22 protein-coding genes are annotated in these 21,315 nt (G+C 51.1%); 7 read left to right on the plus strand and 15 right to left on the minus strand.

The genetic code is table 11. The features are described from left to right. Positions 1–11: 11 nt before the first annotated feature. The 4 genes from C0068_RS05965 to gatC all read right to left on the minus strand — a co-directional run bounded on the left by C0068_RS05965 (position 12) and on the right by gatC (position 3,618). Entirely contained in the window at positions 12–302 is a 291-nt protein-coding gene (locus C0068_RS05965; RefSeq protein WP_103683577.1) for a PA4642 family protein, read from the minus strand. A 33-nt stretch (positions 303–335) separates the two neighbouring features. Next, complete coding sequence (gene gatB / locus C0068_RS05970) at positions 336–1,784, minus strand: Asp-tRNA(Asn)/Glu-tRNA(Gln) amidotransferase subunit GatB (RefSeq protein ID WP_103683578.1); 1,449 nt, start codon at positions 1,782–1,784, stop codon at positions 336–338. Between the two features lie 11 nt (positions 1,785–1,795). Further along, positions 1,796–3,250 carry an Asp-tRNA(Asn)/Glu-tRNA(Gln) amidotransferase subunit GatA gene (gene gatA / locus C0068_RS05975; RefSeq protein WP_103683579.1) on the minus strand — a complete coding sequence of 485 codons (1,455 nt, stop codon included), beginning with the start codon at positions 3,248–3,250 and terminating at the stop codon, positions 1,796–1,798. Positions 3,251–3,330: 80 nt separating this feature from the next. Continuing rightward, a complete protein-coding gene (gene gatC / locus C0068_RS05980; protein ID WP_103683691.1) occupies positions 3,331–3,618 on the minus strand; it encodes an Asp-tRNA(Asn)/Glu-tRNA(Gln) amidotransferase subunit GatC in 288 nt (95 codons plus the stop codon). A 258-nt stretch (positions 3,619–3,876) separates the two neighbouring features. Here gatC and C0068_RS05985 point away from each other — a divergent pair, with 258 nt between their 5' ends. The 7 genes from C0068_RS05985 (at position 3,877) to C0068_RS06015 (ending at position 13,039) form a co-directional block, all read left to right on the plus strand. Further along, positions 3,877–4,914, plus strand: coding sequence for a rod shape-determining protein (locus C0068_RS05985; RefSeq protein ID WP_103683580.1), 1,038 nt, complete (start codon positions 3,877–3,879; stop codon positions 4,912–4,914). A 75-nt stretch (positions 4,915–4,989) separates the two neighbouring features. After that, the gene (gene mreC, locus C0068_RS05990; protein WP_269844888.1) at positions 4,990–5,781 is read left to right on the plus strand and encodes a rod shape-determining protein MreC; all 792 of its coding nucleotides are present in this window, start codon (positions 4,990–4,992) and stop codon (positions 5,779–5,781) included. 3 nt (positions 5,782–5,784) lie between these two features. Beyond that, positions 5,785–6,270 (plus strand): rod shape-determining protein MreD, encoded by a 486-nt coding sequence (gene mreD / locus C0068_RS05995; protein ID WP_103683582.1) that lies wholly within the window; start codon positions 5,785–5,787, stop codon positions 6,268–6,270. Beyond that, entirely contained in the window at positions 6,240–6,863 is a 624-nt protein-coding gene (locus C0068_RS06000; protein ID WP_233208755.1) for a Maf family protein, read from the plus strand. The genes mreD and C0068_RS06000 overlap by 31 nt, the downstream gene beginning before the upstream one ends. After that, on the plus strand, positions 6,856–8,319 hold the full coding sequence (rng, locus tag C0068_RS06005; protein ID WP_103683584.1) for a ribonuclease G: 1,464 nt from the start codon (positions 6,856–6,858) through the stop codon (positions 8,317–8,319). Before C0068_RS06000 ends, rng begins: the two co-directional genes overlap by 8 nt. 32 nt (positions 8,320–8,351) lie before the next feature. After that, complete coding sequence (locus tag C0068_RS06010) at positions 8,352–12,206, plus strand: YhdP family protein (RefSeq protein WP_103683585.1); 3,855 nt, start codon at positions 8,352–8,354, stop codon at positions 12,204–12,206. Between the two features lie 11 nt (positions 12,207–12,217). After that, the gene (locus C0068_RS06015) at positions 12,218–13,039 is read left to right on the plus strand and encodes a carbon-nitrogen hydrolase family protein (protein ID WP_199176122.1); all 822 of its coding nucleotides are present in this window, start codon (positions 12,218–12,220) and stop codon (positions 13,037–13,039) included. 10 nt (positions 13,040–13,049) lie between these two features. Here C0068_RS06015 and yjgA read toward each other — a convergent pair whose 3' ends face one another. The 11 genes from yjgA to kdsC all read right to left on the minus strand — a co-directional run bounded on the left by yjgA (position 13,050) and on the right by kdsC (position 21,313). After that, positions 13,050–13,559 carry a ribosome biogenesis factor YjgA gene (gene yjgA, locus C0068_RS06020; RefSeq protein ID WP_103683586.1) on the minus strand — a complete coding sequence of 170 codons (510 nt, stop codon included), beginning with the start codon at positions 13,557–13,559 and terminating at the stop codon, positions 13,050–13,052. 62 nt (positions 13,560–13,621) lie between these two features. Further along, on the minus strand, positions 13,622–14,980 hold the full coding sequence (gene mgtE / locus C0068_RS06025) for a magnesium transporter (RefSeq protein ID WP_103683587.1): 1,359 nt from the start codon (positions 14,978–14,980) through the stop codon (positions 13,622–13,624). A 120-nt stretch (positions 14,981–15,100) separates the two neighbouring features. Then, positions 15,101–15,370 carry an HPr family phosphocarrier protein gene (locus C0068_RS06030; RefSeq protein ID WP_103683588.1) on the minus strand — a complete coding sequence of 90 codons (270 nt, stop codon included), beginning with the start codon at positions 15,368–15,370 and terminating at the stop codon, positions 15,101–15,103. A 10-nt stretch (positions 15,371–15,380) separates the two neighbouring features. After that, positions 15,381–16,235, minus strand: a complete 855-nt coding sequence (gene rapZ, locus C0068_RS06035) for an RNase adapter RapZ (protein ID WP_103683589.1) — start codon at positions 16,233–16,235, stop codon at positions 15,381–15,383. Between the two features lies 1 nt (position 16,236). Next, on the minus strand, positions 16,237–16,686 hold the full coding sequence (locus tag C0068_RS06040; RefSeq protein WP_103683590.1) for a PTS sugar transporter subunit IIA: 450 nt from the start codon (positions 16,684–16,686) through the stop codon (positions 16,237–16,239). A gap of 38 nt (positions 16,687–16,724) precedes the next feature. Next, positions 16,725–17,012, minus strand: a complete 288-nt coding sequence (hpf, locus tag C0068_RS06045) for a ribosome hibernation-promoting factor, HPF/YfiA family (RefSeq protein ID WP_103683591.1) — start codon at positions 17,010–17,012, stop codon at positions 16,725–16,727. 262 nt (positions 17,013–17,274) lie between these two features. Continuing rightward, on the minus strand, positions 17,275–18,765 hold the full coding sequence (locus C0068_RS06050; RefSeq protein ID WP_103683592.1) for an RNA polymerase factor sigma-54: 1,491 nt from the start codon (positions 18,763–18,765) through the stop codon (positions 17,275–17,277). A 144-nt stretch (positions 18,766–18,909) separates the two neighbouring features. Next, entirely contained in the window at positions 18,910–19,635 is a 726-nt protein-coding gene (lptB, locus tag C0068_RS06055) for an LPS export ABC transporter ATP-binding protein (RefSeq protein ID WP_103683593.1), read from the minus strand. A 1-nt stretch (position 19,636) separates the two neighbouring features. Continuing rightward, entirely contained in the window at positions 19,637–20,233 is a 597-nt protein-coding gene (lptA, locus tag C0068_RS06060; protein WP_103683594.1) for a lipopolysaccharide transport periplasmic protein LptA, read from the minus strand. Continuing rightward, positions 20,220–20,789: an LPS export ABC transporter periplasmic protein LptC gene (lptC, locus tag C0068_RS06065; protein WP_103683595.1), complete on the minus strand. Its 570-nt coding sequence runs from the start codon at positions 20,787–20,789 to the stop codon at positions 20,220–20,222. The genes lptA and lptC overlap by 14 nt, the downstream gene beginning before the upstream one ends. Positions 20,790–20,791: 2 nt before the next feature. Beyond that, on the minus strand, positions 20,792–21,313 hold the full coding sequence (gene kdsC, locus C0068_RS06070) for a 3-deoxy-manno-octulosonate-8-phosphatase KdsC (RefSeq protein ID WP_103683596.1): 522 nt from the start codon (positions 21,311–21,313) through the stop codon (positions 20,792–20,794). Between the last annotated feature and the right edge of the window lie 2 nt (positions 21,314–21,315).

Genomic DNA, 21,315 nt, shown 5'->3' on the forward strand with positions numbered 1-21,315 from the left:
GGGCGTGGTGCTTACACCGCGCCTTTGCTTTCAAGGGCGGCGACGTGTTCACCTGAGTTGCGGTGCTCTTTAGCGTAGCTGAGTACAGTACGGCTGCTCTTGTCGGTCGCATTTAAATCGCGGCCGGCTTCTAAAAACATGCCAATAAATAACTCAAAATCGTCGGCGCGCATGCTTTGGTAAGCCTTTAATAGGGCGTGAAAGTCGCGGTTGGTGCCTGCTTTGGGTTCTGAGTCTAAAAATTCGCGGACTCGGGACTCAGTCCAAACTTCGTCTAATACCTTTTCTTTGTCTTTTTTCATAAAGCTGTTTCTACCTTGCTAGTGCTGGCGTGATTAGTCGCCAAGCTTTTCGTTTAAAAGTGAGTTGATTACGCCGGGGTTGGCTTGCCCCTTGGACGCCTTCATTATTTGACCGACAAAAAAGCCCAGCATTTTTTTGCGTTTGCCTTCGTCGGCGCCTTTAAATTGCTCTACTTGCTCGGGGTTGGCGGCGAGTACTTCGTCGACCATTGCGCCAATAGCGCCGCTGTCAGAAACCTGCTTTAAGCCCTTGCTGTCGATAATGGCATCGGCGCTATCGCCTTCTTTATTCCATAGTGCATCAAAAACTTGCTTGGCGATTTTGCCAGAAATGCTATTGTCGCGGATTCGCTGTATTAAGCCGCCAAGTTGTTCGGCGCTAACGGGACTGCTGTTAATCGCCAGATTGTCTCGATTCAAGGCGGCGGATAATTCACCGTTTACCCAGTTTGCGGCTAGCTTGGCATCTCCCGCGCTGTGGGCGACGGCTTCAAAATAGTCGGCAACACTGCGCTCGCCGGTGAGCAAGCCCGCGTCGTAGGCAGAAAGGCCAAACTCTTCTTCAAAGCGCTGACGTTTGGCGTCAGGCAATTCCGGCATGCCGGCCCGCAAATCATCGATTAAGGACTGTTCAACGTGTACCGGCAATAAATCTGGGCAGGGGAAGTAGCGGTAGTCGTTGGCTTCTTCCTTGCTGCGCATGGGGCGGGTTTCGTTTTTGTCGCTATCATACAGGCGCGTTTCTTGTTTCACCTTGCCGCCGTCTTCGATTAGCTCGATCTGGCGTAGCACTTCGGTTTTGATGGCGCGCTCAACAAAGCGGAAGGAGTTGATGTTTTTAAGTTCGGCGCGGGTGCCGTATTCCTCTTGGCCCTTGGGGCGAACCGAGACGTTGGCGTCGCAGCGCAGCGAGCCCTGGGACATATCGCCATCTGAAATGCCGAGGTAGGTCACAATCGAGTGTATTTTGCGCAGATAGGCGACTGCTTCTTCGGCGCTGCGCATGTCTGGCTCAGAGACGATTTCGATTAATGGCGTGCCGGCGCGGTTAAGGTCTATACCCGACATACCCTGATAATCTTCGTGTAGCGATTTACCCGCGTCTTCTTCTAGGTGGGCGTGGTGCACACGAATACTGCGGGTACTACCGTCGCTGAGGGTAATTTCGACGATACCGGGGCCGACGATGGGAAAGTCCATCTGGGTGGTTTGGTAGCCTTTGGGCAAATCTGGATAGAAATAATTTTTGCGGTCAAAGACTGAATCGCGACAAATATCGGCATTGATTGCCAAGCCAAACAGGATGGCATTTTTTACTGCCTGTTCATTGAGTACCGGCAATGTGCCGGGCATGGCCAGATCAACAGCGCTTGCTTGTGTGTTAGCGTCGGCGCCGAATGCGGTGCTCGAGCCCGAGAAAATCTTTGATTTGGTGGTGAGCTGGACGTGAATTTCCAGACCAATTACAACTTCCCATTCCATAGTCGCTTTCCTTATACGCTGCCGGGAGCGGCTTGCTGGTGCCAGTCGCTGCGCTGTTGATATTGATGCGCGGCGGCGAGCAGGGTGGTTTCGTCAAAATCGCGGCCAATTAATTGCAAGCCAATGGGCTTGCCCTTGGTAAAGCCCGCAGGCAGTGAAATGGCGGGTAGCCCTGCCAAATTAACAGCGATGGTATAGATGTCTTCAAGATACATGGTGACGGGGTCGCTGACCTTCTCGCCCAGCGCAAACGCGGGGTTTGGGGTGGTGGGGCCAGCGATAATGTCGACGGATTTAAAGGCTTCGTCAAAGTCTTGCTTAATTAAACGACGTATTTGCTGGGCTTTGCGGTAGTAGGCATCGTAAAAGCCTGAGGAGAGTGCATAAGTGCCAATCAAAATTCGGCGTTTCACTTCCTCGCCAAAACCTTCGGCGCGGGTGCGGGTGTATAGGTCGTCTAAATCTTTTGGGTTTTCGCAGCGATATCCATAGCGTACCCCGTCGAAACGTGACAGATTAGCTGACGCTTCTGCTGGCGCAATAATATAGTAGCAGGGTACCGCTAAGTGGGTGTGTGGCAGGCTGATAGATTTAATCTCTGCGCCCATTTTGCGATATTCATCTAGAGACGCTTCTATTGCTGATGCAATCTCTGGGTCTAGACCGTCACTAAAATATTCTTTGGGTACGCCGATTTTTAATCCGCTTAGGTCTTTATTTAGGCCAGCGCGATAGTCGGGTACCGGCAGATCCATGCTAGTACTGTCGCGGTGGTCAAAGCCCGCCATTGCCTGAAGTAGCAGCGCATTGTCTTCTGCTGTTTTCGCCATTGGGCCGCCTTGGTCAAGGCTGGAGGCGAAGGCGATCATGCCGTAGCGAGAAACGCGCCCATAGGTCGGTTTTAAGCCAGTGAGGCCGCAAAGTGCCGCAGGTTGGCGAATGGAGCCGCCGGTGTCGGTACCGGTTGCTGCTGGCGCGAGTCCCGCTGCAATGGCCGCCGCAGAACCGCCTGAGGAGCCGCCGGGTACACAGTCGGTGTTCCAGGGGTTGCGCACCGCGCCGTAAAAGCTGGTTTCATTTGAGGAGCCCATCGCGAATTCGTCGAGATTGGTTTTCCCTAAGGTCACAACGCCGGCATTGGCGAGTCGCTCAACGACGGTGGCGTTGTAGGGCGCAATAAAATTGTCCAACATTTTTGATGCGCAACTGGTGCGAACGCCTTCGGTACAGAAAATATCTTTATGGGCAATGGGGACGCCGCATAATGCGCCAGCAGAGCCATTTTGGCGCGCAGTGTCGGCGGCACGAGCTTGGGCAAGCGCTTGGTCTGGCGTCACGGTAATAAAGCTGTTGAAGTTGCCGTCGTGTTTTGCAATGGCGTCGAGGTATTGCTGGGTAATTTCTTCGCTGGAAAAGGTTTTTGCTTCCAGTCCGCGAAGAATGTCGGCAATCGTATGATTGGGCATAGTTCAGATTACTCGTTATGTCTGCCGAATGAATGTGCGGCGGTCAATGTGGTGCGTTGTTTGCAGTTAGCCGCAGTGTTTTACTCAATAACTTGAGGTACCAAATACAAACCGTCGGCGGTTTGCGGTGCGATCTTCTGAAAATGCTCGCGTTGATTGGTTTCGTTAACCTCGTCGGCGCGCAGGCGCTGTACCGCGTCATGTGGATTTGCCATCGGTAGCACGTTGCTGGTGTCTACGGCTTGCATGGCGTCGACCATATTGAGAATGTCGCCAATACGTTGGCTGAGTTCGGCGGTGTCTGATTCGGCGATGTTAATTCGCGCTAGTCGCGCCAACTTGGCAATGTCGTTTTGGTCTAAGCTCATGCTCACCCTTTTAAATTGATTTATGGCAACACAGACAAATTTCCGCAGCGCAAAATGAGGATTGCGTCGGATTTGCAATGAGCTTGCCGGTAAACCGCTAAACTTATCATATTTGCGCCTTGCCCTAAATCCCTGCCGTTGATAGAGTGGCAAAGTTTTTAAAATAGGGCCTCGCGATGTTGCTGGGCGGCAATCGTTTCCGGTCCGATCAGCCTGGCCCCTGCCCAAAATTTGGGCTGTATAAGGTGAAAAATACACATGTTAAAACGAATTCGCGGCATGTTTTCCAATGATCTTTCAATCGATCTAGGAACAGCAAATACTCTTATTTATGTGCGTGGCCAAGGCATAGTTCTCGACGAGCCCTCGGTGGTGGCTATTCGTGTCCACAACGGCCAAAAAACCATTGAAGCCGTGGGTATGGAGGCCAAGCGTATGCTGGGCCGTACACCAGGTAATATCACGGCAATTCGCCCGCTGAAAGACGGTGTTATCGCTGACTTTCAAGTAACAGAAAAAATGCTTCAGCATTTTATTAAGCTTGTTCATCAAAATAGTTTTATTCGTCCGAGTCCGCGTGTTCTTGTAAGCGTGCCGTGTAAAAGTACGCAGGTGGAGCGTCGCGCTATTCGCGAATCAGTGCTCAGCGCGGGCGCGCGTGAAGTGCGCTTGATCGAAGAGCCCATGGCGGCAGCGATTGGTGCGGGCCTACGCGTTGACGAAGCCTCGGGTTCGATGGTGGTTGATATCGGTGGCGGTACGACAGAAATCGCCATTATTTCTTTAAATGGCGTGGTGTACTCGGATTCTGTGCGTGTTGGCGGTGACCGTTTTGATGAAGCGATTGTGACCCATGTGCGCCGTACCTACGGTAGTTTGATCGGCGACGCTACGGCGGAGAGAATAAAAACGGAAATTGGTTGTGCTTACCCTGGTAGCGAATTGCGTGAAATTGACGTTCGTGGTCGTAATTTGGCCGAAGGTATCCCCCGTCGTTTCACTTTAAACAGCGATGAAATTCTAGAAGCATTACAAGAGCCGCTGCAGGTGATTATTCAGGGCGTAAAGCGTGCTTTGGAACAGTCGCCCCCAGAATTAGCTGCAGATATCGCAGAAACGGGTATTGTGTTGACTGGCGGTGGTGCTTTGCTGCGCGGTATTGATCAGTTGATCGCTGATGAAAGCGCGCTTCCCGTTATTATTGCTGAAGACCCATTAACCTGTGTTGCCCGTGGCGGTGGTAAAGCCTTAGAGATGATGGATCGCCATCATCTTGATATATTGTCTGCAGAGTAGTAATGATTCGCCCCGCGGAGGGAGGACGCAGCAATTAAACCGGTATTCGCCAATGAATCGTCTGTAGGTGGTCGGCTGCTGATTTTAGGTGGCGTTGCACTGGTGTTGATTTTGATTGGTCAACGCCTTGAGTTTATGGCGCCGCTGAGAACGCAGCTGTCTGTTGTTGCTGCGCCATTTTATTGGGTTGTAGATATTCCAAGCCGTTTAACTGACCAATTTAAAGGTGCTTGGAATAGCCGTAGCGAACTACTTGCCGAAAACGAGCGGCTCAGATCAGAGTCTCTTATTCTCAATGCCAAACTTCAAAAATATATTGAACTTCGCGCTGAAAACGTTCGCCTTCGGGAGTTGATGAACTCCGGTGAGCGGGTGAACGATACCGTGCTTGTCGCTGAGGTGATTGCGGTAGCTTCTGATCCGAATCGCCATCAGCTCATGGTAGACAAAGGAAGTCGAGACGGTGCCTTTTTGGGGCAGCCGGTTATCGATGCAAACGGCTTACTCGGCCAAATTACTGAAGTTGGTATTTTGCAAAGCCGCGTTTTGCTTATTACCGATAGCGCTCACGCACTTCCTGTTAGAGTTAGCCGCAATGGACTTCGAGCAATTGCTGAAGGCACCGGCTTGATTGATGAGCTGGCATTGACGCACGTTGCCGCCACAACGGATATCCAAGTAGGTGATCTGCTGGTTAGCTCTGGGCTCGGTGGTCGCTTCCCCAGTGGGTATCCGGTAGGTGAAGTGGTGGAAGTGTCTATTGATCCTGGTAAACCTTTTGCCGAAGTGCGCGCCCGTCCTATGGCTAAGCTCGACCGCAGTCGCAACGTCTTACTGGTTTTTAGCGAACAGAAGATTGAGGAGTAGCGCATGGACTCGCATGCGCACGGTCTGTGGTTTGTTGTTGTCACCATCTTTCTTGCTTTAATACTTAGTATTTCCCCTCTTGATGCAGAAATTGCCTGGGCTAGACCTGATTGCTTACTGCTGATTTTGGTCTATTGGTTACTGATGTTGCCAGAGCGCGTTGGCGTGATTATCTGCTGGTGCTGCGGTATTTTATTGGATATTTTGCAGGGTGCTGTGCTGGGGCAAAATGCCTTCGCGCTGGCTGTTGTTGCTTATATCATTCAAGTTTCTTACCAGCGATTGCGGATGTTTAGCATTGGTAAGCAGGCCGCTTTTGTATTTCTACTTGAGTTATTCCACATCTTAGTTGATCAGTGGGCGCAAAATATTAATGGCGTTGCTCAAACTCATTGGTTCGTTTTTCTCCCTGCGTTAACGACAGGCCTACTTTGGTTGCTAGTAAGGCCGGTTGTAGCATGGCTACAGCGTTTGTTCGTGGTGTACTAAGCATGAGTGCGAATAAGCCGATTATTCTTGCCTCTGGGTCGCCGCGTCGCGCCGAGTTGCTGCGGCAGATCGGGGTAGAATTTGAGATTGTGCCAGCGGATATAGATGAAACCCCCGCGCCAAACGAGCAAGCAGCCGATTACGTTCAACGTATGGCAAGGGAAAAGGCATCTGCGGTTGCGAAGGAATTCCCCAATCAAGTGGTCTTAGCTGCTGATACCTCGGTGATTGTTGATGGAGAAATTTGGGGAAAGCCCTCAGATCGTCAACATGCTAAGGTAATGCTGGCGGGGCTTAGTGGTCGTAGTCATCAGGTATTGACGGCGCTCGCGATTTTTTATGGTGGGGATGTTGCGCTGGAGCTAAATGTCACTGATGTGAGCTTTGCTACCTTAACGGCAGAGCAAATCGATAGCTACGTTGCCAGTGGTGATGCCGACGATAAGGCCGGCGCCTACGGTATTCAAGGCGCGGCAGGCTGCTTTGTAAAGCATTTGAATGGTAGCTACTCCGGAGTGATGGGTTTGCCTTTATATGAAACAGCGGTTTTGCTGGGCAAAGCCGGAATAATGTTAGAGCCAGCGAATGAGTGAAGAGATATTAATCAATGTCACACCGGTAGAAACCCGTGTCGCGGTGGTCGAAAACGGGGTGCTGCAAGAGGTTTATATTGAGCGCAGTCGCTCCCGCGGGATCGTCGGCAATATATATCAGGGCAAGGTGGTGCGGGTTTTACCCGGTATGCAGGCGGCATTTGTCGATATCGGTTTAGAGCGTACAAGTTTTATCCACGCGTCGGATATTGCTTGCCTCGATAATGAAAGTGGCGAACATGCGGATATTCGCAGCAAAATTCGTGAAGGCCAATTGCTTACCGTTCAGGTTAGCAAAGACCCTATGGGCACCAAAGGTGCGCGCTTAACAACGCGTTTGTCGGTGTCGTCGCGGTATTTGGTGTATATGCCAGGTGCTGCTCATATTGGCGTCTCCCATAGAATTGACGATGAGGAGGAGCGTCAGCGTTTGCGTGATGTGCTGGAGGCAGCAGCGCGCGAAGATGACGAGGAATTACAGGACGGCTATATCCTCCGTACGGCAGCTGAAGGCGCCGGTGAGGATGAAATGCGTGCCGATGTGCAGTTTTTAAAGCGTTTGTGGGGTGCGGTGGAGCGCCGTATGAAGCGGGATACTGCGCCGAGCTTGATATACGAAGATTTGCCCTTGTTTATGCGCACAATGCGCGACTTAGTGCGGCCGGGGTTAGAGAAAATTCGTATCGATTCCCGAGAAAGCTTTCAGCGTGTGGAGCAGTTTGCTGAGGACTATTTGCCAGAGATTAGCTCGCAACTTGAATACTATCCTGGTGAGCGGCCAATTTTTGATCTTTACGGCGTAGAAGACGAAATTCAAAAAGCCCTTGGTCGCAAGGTTGAGCTTAAATCTGGCGGCTATTTGATCATTGATCAAACCGAGGCGATGAGTACCATCGATATCAATACCGGCGCGTTCGTCGGGCATCGCAATCTTGAAGAAACCATCTTTAAAACCAATCTTGAAGCGGCCGCGTCGCTGGCCCGTCAACTAAGGCTGCGCAATCTCGGTGGCATTATAATTATCGATTTCATCGACATGAAAGACCCCGAGCACCGTCGCCAAGTATTGCGCGCACTAGAGCGGGCAATGGAAAAAGATTACGCAAAAACCTCGATTACGGGTGTGTCGGATTTGGGTTTGGTCGAAATGACCCGCAAGCGCACTCGCGAAAGCCTCGAGCATATACTTTGCGAAACCTGTCGCTACTGTCACGGTAGAGGATCATTGAAATCCCCTGAAACCGTTTGTTACGAGGTGTTTAGAGAGATTTTACGGGAGTCCAGAGCCTACGAAAGCAAACGCTTATTGGTATTGGCATCTCAGGAAGTTGTTGACCGCTTGCTTGATGAAGAGTCAGCAAACGTTGCTGACCTCGAAGAGTTTATCGGCGCGAGTATCCGCTTTCAGGTCGAGGCAGTGTACACACAGGAGCAATACGATGTTGTTTTGCTTTGATTTTGGTAGCCGGTAATCGTGGGTGAAGACTAATGCCCATGCGAGCGTTCCGCCAACTTTATTCCCTGCTCTGGGGCATCGCCTTAGTGGTGTTAGTGGTCTTGGCTTTGTACGCGAGTTTGGGGCGGCAGTACATTGGTTTGCTCGATCGCTATCAGCAGGATATTTTTCAGCAACTTGAAGTTTTTACCGGTATTAGTATGCGGGCCGCTAGCTTGCAGGGCAGCTGGGCCGGCTTATCTCCCGTTATTGATATCAGTGATTTTCGCTTAGGGAATCATGATGCCGTGCGTCTTGATCACGCCCGCATAGAAATCGATGTACTCTCATCACTAGTAACCGGCACACCTAAAATACGTCAAATCCAGGCCGGGACGCTCAGCGTTGATCTAGAACAAAATAGTGAGGGAGGTTGGCAGGTTGCGGGGTTAACAGCGGACGATGCTAGCACTGGCGACCCTGAAATGCTGATTGATTCAGTTTTAGGTGTGCGCAGTGCGGCCTTGGGTTTGTTTGAGGTTAATCTTCATTACGCCAATGGCGATGAGACCCACATCAGTAGCCGTGATTTTTCTCTGCGCAGTGATGACCGATTTCGGCGTATATATGCGCAGCTAAACACCGATAGTGACGGCGATATTCAAATGCTGTTGGAGTCTTATGGCGATCCCCGCAACTCTGACAAATTTAGCGCCAATGCCTATATGATCATCGACGGCAGTCGCTTATCGGCAATTGCACCCTTGTTTCAGCAAAGCGCGCCCTTGTTTGATAGCGAAGTGAGTGGCGAATTGTGGATGAGCTGGCGCCGTGGTCAGCGGGTAAGTTTAAGCGGTGTACTCAGCGCTGAAGAGTTGGCGGTCGGCGTGCTGTGGGGAGCAGAGGAAGCGCTACTTAAAGACGTGAATATGCGCTTTGCGGGCAGTCATCGCGACGGCTCATGGCGTCTTAGCTTCACTGAGTTTGATGCCCAGTGGCGAGACCATTATGTAGATTTGGCGGGGATTTCGGTGTGGCATCCCGAGAACACCTTATGGCGATTTACCCTGCCCCAGTTAGAAGTCACTGCAACGAACGCACTGCTGACCGAGAGCGATATTCTCCCCGAACATCTGCAAAATGTACTCACTGACTTAGCGCCTGAAGGATACTTAAATCATATTCAGTTCGACCTTTATGCTGGCGAGCAGGGCATTGATAGCTTTGCCTTGAGGGCGGAAGCCTCGGAGTTGAGTGTACAAGCCTGGCAGGGCGCGCCAGGGGCTGAGGGCCTAACGGGATACCTTGAAATCAGCCCTAATCACGGCATATTGCTGGTGGATTCCGAGGCATTAACGCTGGCTTTCCCGCATTTGTATGACGACGCCTTTGCCCTCAAGTCGGTTAAAACCGAATTGCGTTGGGAATACGACGATCAACGTGTGCGTTTGCACAGCGGCTTGATTAGCGCCGAAAGTTTTGACCGGCCGATGTCGGCAATGCTGCGCTTAGATTTGCCCCTGCATAAGGACGCAAGCCCAGGTCCAACAATGACCCTGATGATTGGCGCACAGAATGTTGACGCAAGCCATCATGAGGCCTACACACCAAAGGTCTTGGGTGATGATCTTCATGCTTGGCTGGCAGACAGTATTCGAGAAGGGCGCGCTAGCGATGTTGGTTTTGTCTACCATGGTTCACTGCTAGCCGATGCGGAACAGCGTCCTTCTGTGCAATTGGACTTGACGCTAGCCGATGTTGAATTACGTTTTTTAAAGGAGTGGCCAGCGCTAAAAGCGAAAAGCGCTGCAGTATTAATTAATAATGCAGAGGTGACAGCGGTATCGGATGCCGCCAGTTTAAATGGCCTTGCCCTAGGGCCACTTGAAGTGAGTGTGGCACCCAACTCCAAGGGGGATTTTGCTCTTAATGTTGCAACAAGTGCTAAACCGATATTCCCTCAGTTGAAGAGTCTCCTGATGGACACTCCCTTACATGACTATATCGGAAATACCTTTGATTCATGGGGCGGGGAAGGGAGCGCAACGGTAGATTTCGGTTTGTATATGTTATTTGCCGGTGAGCTCTTACCCAATGTAAATGTGGATGCAGATATTGATTTTGCCGTATTGGATTTGCCGGACTACCGTTTGGCGCTGAGCAACGCCAGCGGGCATATTCACTACGACACTGAGAGGGGGCTTAGCAGCAATAATTTACGGGCTAAGGTCTTTGAACAAGTGTTGCTGGCGTCTATAGATCAGAATGGTCGCCAAGTTGAGGTGGATATAGCCACGAATGTGGCGGCTAAAGATGTCGAGCTATGGCTGCGCAGCCCCGTACTGCAATTTTTTAGTGGTAGTAGTCCCATTAAATTGCAGATTCAAGCTGGCGGCGACACGCCGAATTTAACGGTGACTTCTGAGTTACAGGGTGTCGGTATTTCCCTGCCACAACCATTTTATAAATCTGCAGAGTCTCGCCGTCAGTTGACTATCACAATGCCATTGGGTGGTGATGAGCAGATATTGCGCCTAGCCTTAGCCGAGCAATTGGCCCTAAATATAGGTATTAGCGAGGGTGAGGTGTTCGGCGCCCATTTGCGGCTTGGCGGTAGTGCTACAGAGCCTTTGCCTCGGCCATTGTTAGGACAGTTTAATGTCGACGGGCGCGTTGATTTCGCGACCTTTGAAAAATGGCAGCAAATAGCAGATCAATATTTGGCAAACGCCCCAGCGGGGGACGGCGCGGGTATGGTCTTGGCGGTGAATGATCTGCGCATTGGCGATGTCGATATATTCGACCACCTTTTAGAAGATGTGCGACTCACATTGACTGAAAATTACGAGCGCTGGCGTGTGCGGGTAGACAGCCGTCAACTTGCCGGTGATTTAGTTTTTCCGCGTAATCATTCCCAGGCGAAAGCGGCTTTCACTCTGCAAAAATTAATCTTACCACCCTTCGGAGAGCGCCCTGCAGTTGCGGCTGCCGATGTTGACCCCCGCAGCTTTATGGATGTTGACGTAGATATTGATGCGCTCACGGTCGGTGGTGACAATTGGGGTAGTGTCGGCTTTGATTTACGAACGGATGAATTTGGCGCGCATTTTAATGATTTGCGTGGCGAGTTGCGTGGCATTACCTTGACTGAGGGTGAGGGGACAAGCAGCTTACATTGGCTGCGGGATGATGCTGGCAATCAAGCCTCTCGCTTGAGCGGGAAGTTCGGGGTTCAGGATTTGGGTGCTGTGTTGACGGGGCTTGGTTATTCCAAGGTCATGGAAACTCGGCGAGGAAATTTTAAGCTTGATATGCATTGGAATGGCTCACCAAATCTTTGGAATATTCAAGAAAGTGATGGTGAACTTGAGTTTAGTTTTGATGACGGGCGTTTCCTAAAAAGCTCAGACGCGGCCAGCGGCGCATTGCGAGTCTTTAGTATTTTTAATATGGCGAATGTCATTCGCCGACTGAAATTCGACTTCCGCGATGTGTTTAGCAAAGGCATTTATTTTGATTCAATGCGCGGTAAGCTCAGCTTGCATAACGGCATTGTTCATTTGCAGGAACCTTTAGATATTAAAGGGCCTTCTAGCCGCTTCCAAATGACGGGGAATATAGATCTAAATACCGACGTGCCTGCGCTGCGTTTAGTCGCCACCTTGCCGGTGGGTAGTAATTTACCCTGGGTCGCTGCTCTGGTGGGTGGTTTGCCCGCCGCCGCTGGTGCCTATGTGGTCAGTAAGGTCTTTGAGGAGCAGGTCGATAGTTTCTCAAGTGCGGTTTACGATATTTCTGGGACGATTCAGCAACCTGAGCTGACCTTTAAAAAGATTTTCGACGTAGATAGCGACGACCTGCCGGCGCCAGCTAGCGCTGCCAAAGCGGAGAGTGAAAGTGATATATAAGGGGCGAGCTTATGACTAATTCGCTTGGGCAAATCAAAGTGGCCGCTCTGCAAATGGTTTCGACTAAACAATTGAAGACGAATTTGCAGCGCGCTGAAGTATTGGTGGCGAAGGCCGCAAAAAACGGCGCGCAACTGGCGGTGTTGCCAGAAAACTTTGCGATGTTTGGCAGCAAGGAGGTGTTTGACTTGGCCGCCGCAGAAAATACGGGTGGCGAGTTGCAAGCCTTTCTCGCGGGACTAGCTGCTCAGCATAAAATTGTCTTGGTGGGCGGCACGATTCCCCTTCCCGCTGAGGATGGTCGAGTATACGCGACCTCTTTTGTTTATGGCGCTGACGGGGTGTGTCTTGGCCGCTATCGGAAAATTCATTTATTTGATGCCGACGTTGGCGATGCGCAGGGTAGTTATCGTGAGTCTGACAGCTATGCGCCGGGGAATGAGGTTGTCGTCCTCGATTCAGGGCTAGGGCGCATAGGCGTCGGGATTTGCTATGACCTGCGTTTTCCGGAGTTGTTTCGTCGCATGTTAGAGCTCGAGGCCGACATTATTGTATTGCCCTCGGCGTTTACACGTAATACTGGCTGGGCGCATTGGTTGCCACTGCTGCGGGCTCGGGCAATTGAAAATCAGTGCTTGGTGGTAGCGGCGAATCAGGGCGGCGTTCATGATGCCAAGCGTCAAACTTCGGGCGGCTCTGTTGTGATTGATAGTTGGGGGCGGGTATTAGCGGAAGCGGGTTTGGGTGAGGCTTGTGTTGTGGCGAATTACGAGCAAGAAGAGCAGCGCGCGCTGCGACTGCGGATGCCGGTTGCCCAGCATCGCCGATTGTAATCTGCAAATCTTAGGTTTTTGGCTGATGCTCCTGCAGTTCCTTTAAATACTGGAACAACTTGCGCTTGGCCGCAGGCGGCTTGTTCGCTTTGGCATCTTTGCCTATTTGTAAGATCAATGTGCGCAGTCGTTGGCGGTCAGCATCTGGAAACTGTGCAATGACTTTTTCGATTCCCGGTAGGCCCAATTCAACCACATCATCTCGCAATTCTTCTAAGCGATGAAATGCTCTAGCGAGTTCGCGCTGCCCTTCATCACGCTTTGCTAATCCCGCTTCTATTTCAGTTAAGTCAATGCCACGCATCAGCTTGCCAATATATTGCAGTTGGCGGCGTAGCGCTTCGCGGCTGGTTAAGCGTCTTGCGGTGGTAAGGGCTTCGCGTAAATGTTCATCATGAATAGGAATTTTCGCCAATTCATTATTGCTGAGTTTTACCAGCTGTTCGCCGAGGTTTTGCAGCGCCTGCATTTCCTTTTTAACAGCGGTTTTACTTGGGCGTTCTAATTCTGATTCGGTCACGTTGGGATCCGTTGAGTCATCTATTTGTGTTGTTTCTGATGCGATAGGCGCACTAAAAAACGCTAGCCGTAAAAATAGCTGGCAAGCCCGAGGAATGATAAAAAGCCAATGACATCAGTTACCGTGGTAAGCACCACGCCGCCTGCTAGTGCAGGGTCGATGTTCAAGGACTTCATTGCCAGTGGCAATACCGCGCCCGCGAGGGCGGCCGTTAATAAATTAATGATAATTGCTGCGCCGATAATGCCGCCCATTAGGGGGTCGTCAAACCATAGCGTGGTGGCGGCGGCAACAATCACTGCCCATACCAATCCGTTAATAGCGCCAACCGCCATTTCACGATTGATTAACCAGCGACTGTTGTCGCGGCTAATATGGCCCAAAGCCATACCGCGAATCACCACGGTCAAGGTTTGAGTGCCAGCAACACCGCCCATGCTTGCCACAATGGGCATTAGCACGGCGAGGGCGACGACTTTTTCGATGGTGCCTTCAAACAAATTTATCACTGCCGAGGCAATAAAAGCGGTGAGCAAATTAATGCCTAGCCATACGGCGCGGCGCGGCGCCGTGGTTAGTACAGCGGCGAAGGTGTCTTCGTCTTCGTCCAAACCCGCCATGCTCATCAGTGAGTGGTCAGACTCTTCTCGTATAACGTCAACGACGTCATCGATGGTGATACGACCTAGCAACAAGCTATTTTCGTCGACCACGGGGGCCGATACCCAGTCGTGCCTAGCGAAGAGCGTGGCGACTTCCCGCGACGACATACGCGCGGGAATGGGCTCGACTTCGGTATCCATTATTTCCCGCACGGTGACGCTGGGGTCGGATACCAAAAGTTTGCGCAGCGATAACACGCCGATGTACTGATCGTTGCGGTTGACGACGAGCAAGCTATCGGTCATTTCTGGCAGTTGTTCGTGGCGGCGCAGATAGCGGAGCGCAACGTCGAGGGTAATATTCGGCCGCACGGTGATGGTGTCGGTGTTCATCAAACCACCGGCGCTGTCCTCGTCATAAGACAGAACGTGCTCTACCCGGATCCTATCCTGATGATCCATCGAGTCGAGAACTTCACGAATGACTCGATCAGGTAGTTGCTGGAGAATATCCGCAATATCATCCGCTTCCAGACCTTCGGTAATGGTCGCGACTTCTTCCGCGTCCATTTGGCGGAGGAATTGACTTTGAACTTCATCGTTTAGATGTTGGAGAATGTCCCCTTCATTCTCAATGTCGATCAACTGCCACAGCACGCTACGGATTTTGTGCGGTGTAGATTCTATTAGGTGGGCAGCGTCAGCAGGGGGCAAACCGTTCAGCATTCGACGGATTTGCAGGAAGCCCCCAGAACCCAAGGCGTCATTTAGGGTTTTGAGTTGGCTCTCGGTTTGTAGCTTGTCAGCAGTCTGGGCCATACCTATCCCTAGCCTGAGCCATTAGGTGGAAAGAAAGTCTGGGTTAATTATCCTTTAAAGTGCTGTCTGCAACAATCCACAGTACTTAGCTACAAGCATAAATAAGTCATATTACGCTTATTATTCAGCTTCACCGAAACGCTGAGAAATAATATCGAGCACCGCCGTAAGCGCGGCCTGCTCATCGTCGCCGTCGCAGCGCACAGTTAGTTCAGTGCCCTTGCTAGCGGCCAGCATCATTACAGCCATTATGCTCTTGCCGTCGACAGATTTGTCGCCAACGCCGACTTGAACGCTAGCGCCAAAGGCGCCGGCCGTGGCGACTAATTTGGCTGCTGCGCGGGCGTGCAAGCCGAGTTTATTAATGATTATTATATTGGATTCGACCATCGTGGGTACTCTAATGTAGTTCGCGATGGCGAACTTGCAGATCTGGGTAGGTCTTACGCAGGGTCTTGGCAAGCGTTTCAACCATATATACTGAGCGATGTTGGCCACCCGTGCAACCGATGGCAATGGTGAAGTAGCTGCGATTGCTGGCTTCGATTTTAGGCAGCCAATGTTGCAGATATTGCAGGATGTCATTGTGCATTAAGGTGACGTCGTCTTGAGCACCTAAGTATTTTTGCACCGCTAAATCTTGTCCCGTAAGTGCGCGCAGTTCTTCGTTCCAGTGCGGGTTGGGAAGCATGCGAAGGTCATAAACTAGGTCTGCGTCGATGGGCAGTCCTCGTTTAAAGCCAAAGGATTTTAATTGCACAGCTAATTTGCTGGCGTCTACGCCGAGAATGCGATCGCGGATAGCGGCGCGCAGTTCATGCACGGTCATATCGCTGCTATCGATTGCCAGCGAGGCTTCCACAACGATAGGTTCGAGCAAGACCGACTCAAGTTTTATGGCGTCGGCCAGCGGCAGTGAATCTGTGGTGAGCGGGTGGCGACGGCGGGTTTCGCTGAAGCGTTTGATGAGTTTGTCATCGCCGGCATCTAAAAACACAATGCGCAACTGGGCGTGTTTTTTAACTTCGTCGCACAGCGATTTGAAGCGGGCGAGTTCGTCTTGGGAGTTGCGGGCGTCTATGCAAACCGCAACTTGCTGATGAACTTTTAAGGGACTGTGCGATAGTTCTCTGACCAATTCTGGAAGTAGCGATACCGGCAGATTGTCTATGGCGTAAAAACCCTCATCTTCTAATTGGTGGAGGGCCGTACTTTTACCGGAACCCGAGCGACCACTGAGAATGATGAGGTTCATATCAGCTTGCTATCGCGAGTTTAAACAGCGTTTCTGTGTCATTGGCATTGCGCAATTTATTGCGGAAGTCGTCCTCATTAAACGCCGTGGCAAGTGCACCAAGCACTTTTAAATGCTCGTCGTGGGCTTCGGCTGGAACAATAAGAGCAAAGATTAGATCAACGGGCTCGTCGTCTATGGCTTCAAAATCAATAGCTTCATCAAGTTTGAGCAGCATGCCGGTAATGCTGGTGCAGCGGCTGCTGCGGCAGTGCGGAATCGCGACGCCGTGGCCAATGCCCGTGCTGCCTAAACGTTCGCGGGCGAGTAATTCATTAAATAACTCGTCAGCGTCAAATTCGGGTTTATCTGCGGAAATGCCCGCGGCAATGTATTCGAGTAAGCGTTTTTTACTGGTGACGGACGCACCGTATTCGGTGCGTCCGCTAGTGAGTATTGATTCAAGTGTCATGATAGTTACTAGTTAACTTCTGTTGGAATCGCGGGGCCTTAGCGGCCCAGCGATTTTTCTTTGTGTTTAATTAATTGGCGATCAAGTTTGTCTGTCAGGCTGTCGATTGCCGCATACATGTCTTCGGATTCGCAGGTCGCAAATAAATCCGCGCCGGCGACGTGGACGGTAGCCTCTGCTTTTTGAACGAGTTTTTCAACCGTCAGGGTCACGTCGGTATTGGTGATATTGTCAAAGTGTCTCTGTAGCTTCGTGAGTTTGTTGTTTACATAATCGCGGAGGGCGGGGGTAACGTCTACGTGATGACCACTTACAGTAATCTGCATATATTGCTCCTTCATCGCTAAAAAATGCTGGCGCCTCACGGCGAGTCGCTACTAGCGGTGACCCTTGGGTCGCCGCATTGTGAGATCAAAGCACGATGGTTATTTTGCCATGCGGCAAGTTTAAAAGCGCATTCAGTGGGGGATTTATAAATATAAATTCTCCACTTTGTGGCGTTCCCGCGGCTTGCTTGTATTTAGCGCGGTAGAGCGTTTGCACTTTTTCTCGCCAGAGAGCAAAACTCCGGCACGTGTGTTGATCTCTTTATACTAGTCGCTTCCGCTCGTTTGAGGGCGGAATAACCAGTGATTCTCTGTATTTGGCAATGGTGCGCCGCGCAACTTGAATGCCTTGCTCGGCGAGTAAGTCAGTAATTTTGCTGTCACTCAGTGGTTTGCGCGGATTCTCCGCTGCAACCAATTTTTTAATTAAGGCGCGTATCGCCGTACTTGAGCATTCACCGCCGGTGTCTGTAGACACATGACTGGAAAAGAAGAACTTTAGTTCAAATATTCCCCGAGGTGTGTGCATGTATTTTTGGGTGGTGACCCGTGAAATCGTCGATTCGTGCATGCCAACGGCTTCAGCTATGTCATGCAGAACCAGTGGTTTCATTGCCTCTTCGCCATATTCTAGGAAGCCGCGCTGATATTCGACAATTTTAGTCGCGACCTTCATCAGGGTTTCGTTGCGGCTGATCAGGCTTTTGATGAACCAGCGAGCTTCTTGTAGGTTGTCGCGAATATAGTCGTTGTCGCTGCTATTGCTACTTTGACGCGCCATCGATGCGTATTGCGCATTGATTTGAATTTTGGGGGCGATGTCGGGGTTAAGTTCCACCAACCAGCGACCGTCTTTTTTACTTACAAAAACGTCTGGTACCACGTACTCGGTGTCGTCATCGCCAATGGCATTGCCGGGGGTGGGGTCTAATGACTGAATTAGTTTGAGAATATCGCGCAGCTGGTCTTCTTTTAGGCGGCAGCGGCGCATAATTTGGTTGTAGTCGCGATTGCCCAGCTGGGCCATATATTGGCTAACTACTACGCAGGCTTCATCAACGTAGGGGGTATTGCGTGGCAGTTGTTTGAGCTGGATGAGCAGGCATTCTTGTAGATCTCTGCCGCCAACCCCTGGTGGGTCGAATTGCTGAATGAGGTGTAATACGGCGTTGAACTCTTCGATTTCAATGGCTTCGTTATCAAAGCTTTCAACTAATTCTTCTGCGCTGACGGTGAGGCGGCCTTTTTCATCAATAGCATCGATAATGGCGGCGGCAATCATTTGGTCTATATCAGAAAGACGGCTTAGATTGAGCTGCCAACGCAGGTGGTCTTGCAGTGAGTCTGAGCTGGAGTGGCGATAATCGTTGTTGTAGTCGTTATCTTCTCCGGATGCGCCGCTACCTGAACCGCTGCCGCTGGTTTGAAATACATCGTCCCACTGGCTGTCTACGGGTAGGTCTTCGGGAATGTCGCTGCGCTCTGCCCATTCGGTGTCGGCTTCTGGTTGTGGGGCTTCTATTTCGCTGTCGCTGGCTTTTTCAGGCTTTTTGGGCTCGGCTGAGGTGGGTTCGGTATTAACCTCCATGTCGCCGTCTTCGTCGCTAATTTCTAATAGGGGATTAGAGTCTAAAGCAGATTGAATTTCTTGCTGAAGATCTAAAGTAGACAGTTGTAATAAACGAATCGCCTGTTGCAGCTGGGGTGTCATTGTCAGGCTTTGGCCGACTTTTAGCTGTAGCGATTGTTTCATAGGCAGTGGCTTCTACAACATGAAATTAAGTGGTAATGCGAACGGTGTTTTGTTCTACCGGCACTGTGTATGCCTCTATGTCAGTGTAGTCGCGACACGGATTCCCTGCAATACCTGTGCCGATTCATTTGTACGGAACTGTACTTATAAGGTGAATTTGTCGCCCAAGTAAATATCGCGGACGACTTGGTTGCTGAGCACGGTTTCGGCGTTGCCCTCTGCCACTATTCGGCCTTCGCCGACGATGTAGGCCTTGTCGCAAATATCGAGGGTTTCACGCACATTGTGGTCGGTGATTAATACGCCAATCCCCCGTGCTTGCAGGTGTCTGACGATGTTTTGGATATCGTTTACCGAGATTGGGTCAACACCCGCGAAGGGTTCATCAAGCAAGATAAAGCTCGGTTCAGTTGCCAGTGCGCGGGCAATTTCTACCCGCCGCCGTTCGCCGCCGGACAATGCCATGCCTTGGGACTTGCGAATGTGAGTAATATGAAATTCTTGTAGCAGGGCTTCTAATTTGTCTTTGCGCTGGCTGCGATTGAGGTCGCGGCGGGTTTCAAGGATTGCCATGATGTTGTCGGCAACACTGAGTTTACGAAAAATGGAGGCTTCCTGCGGGAGATAGCCCACGCCGTGCTTGGCGCGTCCTTGTATTGATTGTCGGGTAAGGTCGCGATCATCCAGCTGAATAGTGCCGCGATCGGCATTTACGATGCCGACAATCATGTAAAAACACGTGGTTTTGCCGGCGCCGTTTGGGCCTAGCAGACCAACGATTTCGCCGCTGCTAATCGTGAGCGACACGTCTTTGATGATTTCCCGGCCCTTGTAAGCCTTAGCGAGGTTTTTGGCTTGCAGAACAGGCATGCTAGTTGATTTCCTCTGCCGTAGGTGCCTTTGCAGTACCGGCGTCATCTGGGGGGGCGGTGTTAGTTGTGGCACTGTCTTCCGCTATGGGTTGGACCTCATCCGGCACCGCCTGTGGCTGCAGGGTCATTTTTACTCGGTTGTCTTTTTCATTGCTGCCGCCGTCGGCCACCACGGTTTGCTTGCGGCCGCTATACACTACGCGGTCGCCGGAAATTTTTGAGCCTTGGTGGGTGATGGAGGCGTTTCTTTGCAGCAAAATTTCTTCTTGCTGCAGGCTGTATTCAATGCGCTGAGCGCTGGCGATGACCACACCCTCGTCGGCACGGGGCTGCTGCTCAAAATAAGCCGGTGTGCCCTCGGCAATAACTTTTTGTACTTTGCGGTCAGACTCGACAATGGTGAGTTTGTCGGCGCGTATTTTTAGGGAGCCTTGGCTCATATTGACGTTGCCGATATAGATGCCCTGGTTTCTTTCGTACACCGCGCGGTCTGAGCTCAAATTGATTGCTTTTCTTCGGTCGTCGGGCAGGCTTAGCGCGAGCTGGCTAAGGCTGAGAAAAAGCGCGGCACTGAGTGCGGCCTTAGTAAGGTTCATAGCGGCCTTTTACCTGATTTAGCAGCTCAACACGCTCATCTTTCAGGCTTGCTTGCATGCCTGTTGAGTGTGTTGTGCCGCTGCGTAATTTGAGGGTAAGTGCCAAGGGGGTACTTACCTCGCTATTTTCAAGATTGATATTAAGTGCTTCGGTGCTGATTTCTGCTTGGCGGATAAGGTCTTTTACAAGTACGGTGTCTGTGAGTACTAATTGTTCACCGTCTTGCGAGAGTCGTCCTGCTAAAGCACTTGCAGTCCAGGGGCGCTGCTCGGCGATATTACCAACATAGAAGGGTTCTTTTAAAGTCACTGAGCCATCTGAAATAAGTCGCTCGGCACTTTTTGCGCGCCATTGGTAGGCGATGTCGCCATTGGCGCTGTATTTTAAGCCCGTCACCTTGGTGAGGTGAGAGTCGGCGTCGGGAATGGCTTCAAATTGATCAGCAATACTGAGTTTGCCGCTTTCGCTGTACTGGGTCAGGTAGACCACCGTGCCGGCGAGGGCGGTAATAGCGGATAGCACTGAAAGTAGTGTGAAGAAATTAAAGCCTTTCATAGCTATAGGAATTGCTCCAAGGCGTCGTTCAGTTTGCCCTGAGCTTTTAATATCAGTTCACATATTTCTCTAACTGCGCCGTGGCCGCCGGCGGCCTTGGTTTGCCAGTCGGCATGTCGCGCAACATAGTAGTGACCATTGGCAACGGTGATGCCTAGGCCTGCTTGGCGGATTGCTGAGAGATCGGGGAGGTCGTCACCAACATAGGCGATTTCTTCAAAGCTGAGGCCAAGATCCTTGCGCAGCTCTTCAAGGGCGACCAGTTTGTCTTCGCGCCCTTGGTAGATTAGCTCGATTTTTAGCTCGGCCGCACGACGCTTTACTAGCTCTGAGCTTCGTCCGGTGATGATGGCAGGCTTAATGCCAGCGTCGCGCAGTAGTTTAATGCCGAGGCCGTCAAGAATGCTGAAGGCTTTAATTTCTTCACCACTATTGCCAAAGTAGAGGCTGCCGTCGGTTAAAACGCCGTCTACGTCCATTGCCAGTAGTTTGATGGGTTTTGCTTTTTCGATAACACTTTGCATTT

The organism is Zhongshania marina (assembly GCF_002915595.1).
Taxonomy (GTDB): domain Bacteria; phylum Pseudomonadota; class Gammaproteobacteria; order Pseudomonadales; family Spongiibacteraceae; genus Spongiibacter; species Spongiibacter marinus_B.

Coding starts and splice junctions, on each gene's coding strand:
- rng (WP_103683584.1), top strand. CDS start 6,856: ATGAGTGAAGAGATATTAATCAATGTCACACCGGTAGAAACCCGTGTC.
- C0068_RS05965 (WP_103683577.1), bottom strand. CDS start 302: ATGAAAAAAGACAAAGAAAAGGTATTAGACGAAGTTTGGACTGAGTCC.
- C0068_RS06000 (WP_233208755.1), top strand. CDS start 6,240: ATGGCTACAGCGTTTGTTCGTGGTGTACTAAGCATGAGTGCGAATAAG.
- kdsC (WP_103683596.1), bottom strand. CDS start 21,313: ATGCAAAGTGTTATCGAAAAAGCAAAACCCATCAAACTACTGGCAATG.
- lptC (WP_103683595.1), bottom strand. CDS start 20,789: ATGAAAGGCTTTAATTTCTTCACACTACTTTCAGTGCTATCCGCTATT.
- mgtE (WP_103683587.1), bottom strand. CDS start 14,980: ATGGCCCAGACTGCTGACAAGCTACAAACCGAGAGCCAACTCAAAACC.
- hpf (WP_103683591.1), bottom strand. CDS start 17,012: ATGCAGATTACTGTAAGTGGTCATCACGTAGACGTTACCCCCGCCCTC.
- C0068_RS05985 (WP_103683580.1), top strand. CDS start 3,877: ATGTTAAAACGAATTCGCGGCATGTTTTCCAATGATCTTTCAATCGAT.
- C0068_RS06040 (WP_103683590.1), bottom strand. CDS start 16,686: ATGACACTTGAATCAATACTCACTAGCGGACGCACCGAATACGGTGCG.
- gatC (WP_103683691.1), bottom strand. CDS start 3,618: ATGAGCTTAGACCAAAACGACATTGCCAAGTTGGCGCGACTAGCGCGA.
- C0068_RS06015 (WP_199176122.1), top strand. CDS start 12,218: ATGACTAATTCGCTTGGGCAAATCAAAGTGGCCGCTCTGCAAATGGTT.
- C0068_RS06050 (WP_103683592.1), bottom strand. CDS start 18,765: ATGAAACAATCGCTACAGCTAAAAGTCGGCCAAAGCCTGACAATGACA.
- C0068_RS06030 (WP_103683588.1), bottom strand. CDS start 15,370: ATGGTCGAATCCAATATAATAATCATTAATAAACTCGGCTTGCACGCC.
- lptB (WP_103683593.1), bottom strand. CDS start 19,635: ATGCCTGTTCTGCAAGCCAAAAACCTCGCTAAGGCTTACAAGGGCCGG.
- lptA (WP_103683594.1), bottom strand. CDS start 20,233: ATGAACCTTACTAAGGCCGCACTCAGTGCCGCGCTTTTTCTCAGCCTT.
- mreD (WP_103683582.1), top strand. CDS start 5,785: ATGGACTCGCATGCGCACGGTCTGTGGTTTGTTGTTGTCACCATCTTT.
- gatA (WP_103683579.1), bottom strand. CDS start 3,250: ATGCCCAATCATACGATTGCCGACATTCTTCGCGGACTGGAAGCAAAA.
- gatB (WP_103683578.1), bottom strand. CDS start 1,784: ATGGAATGGGAAGTTGTAATTGGTCTGGAAATTCACGTCCAGCTCACC.
- C0068_RS06010 (WP_103683585.1), top strand. CDS start 8,352: ATGCCCATGCGAGCGTTCCGCCAACTTTATTCCCTGCTCTGGGGCATC.
- rapZ (WP_103683589.1), bottom strand. CDS start 16,235: ATGAACCTCATCATTCTCAGTGGTCGCTCGGGTTCCGGTAAAAGTACG.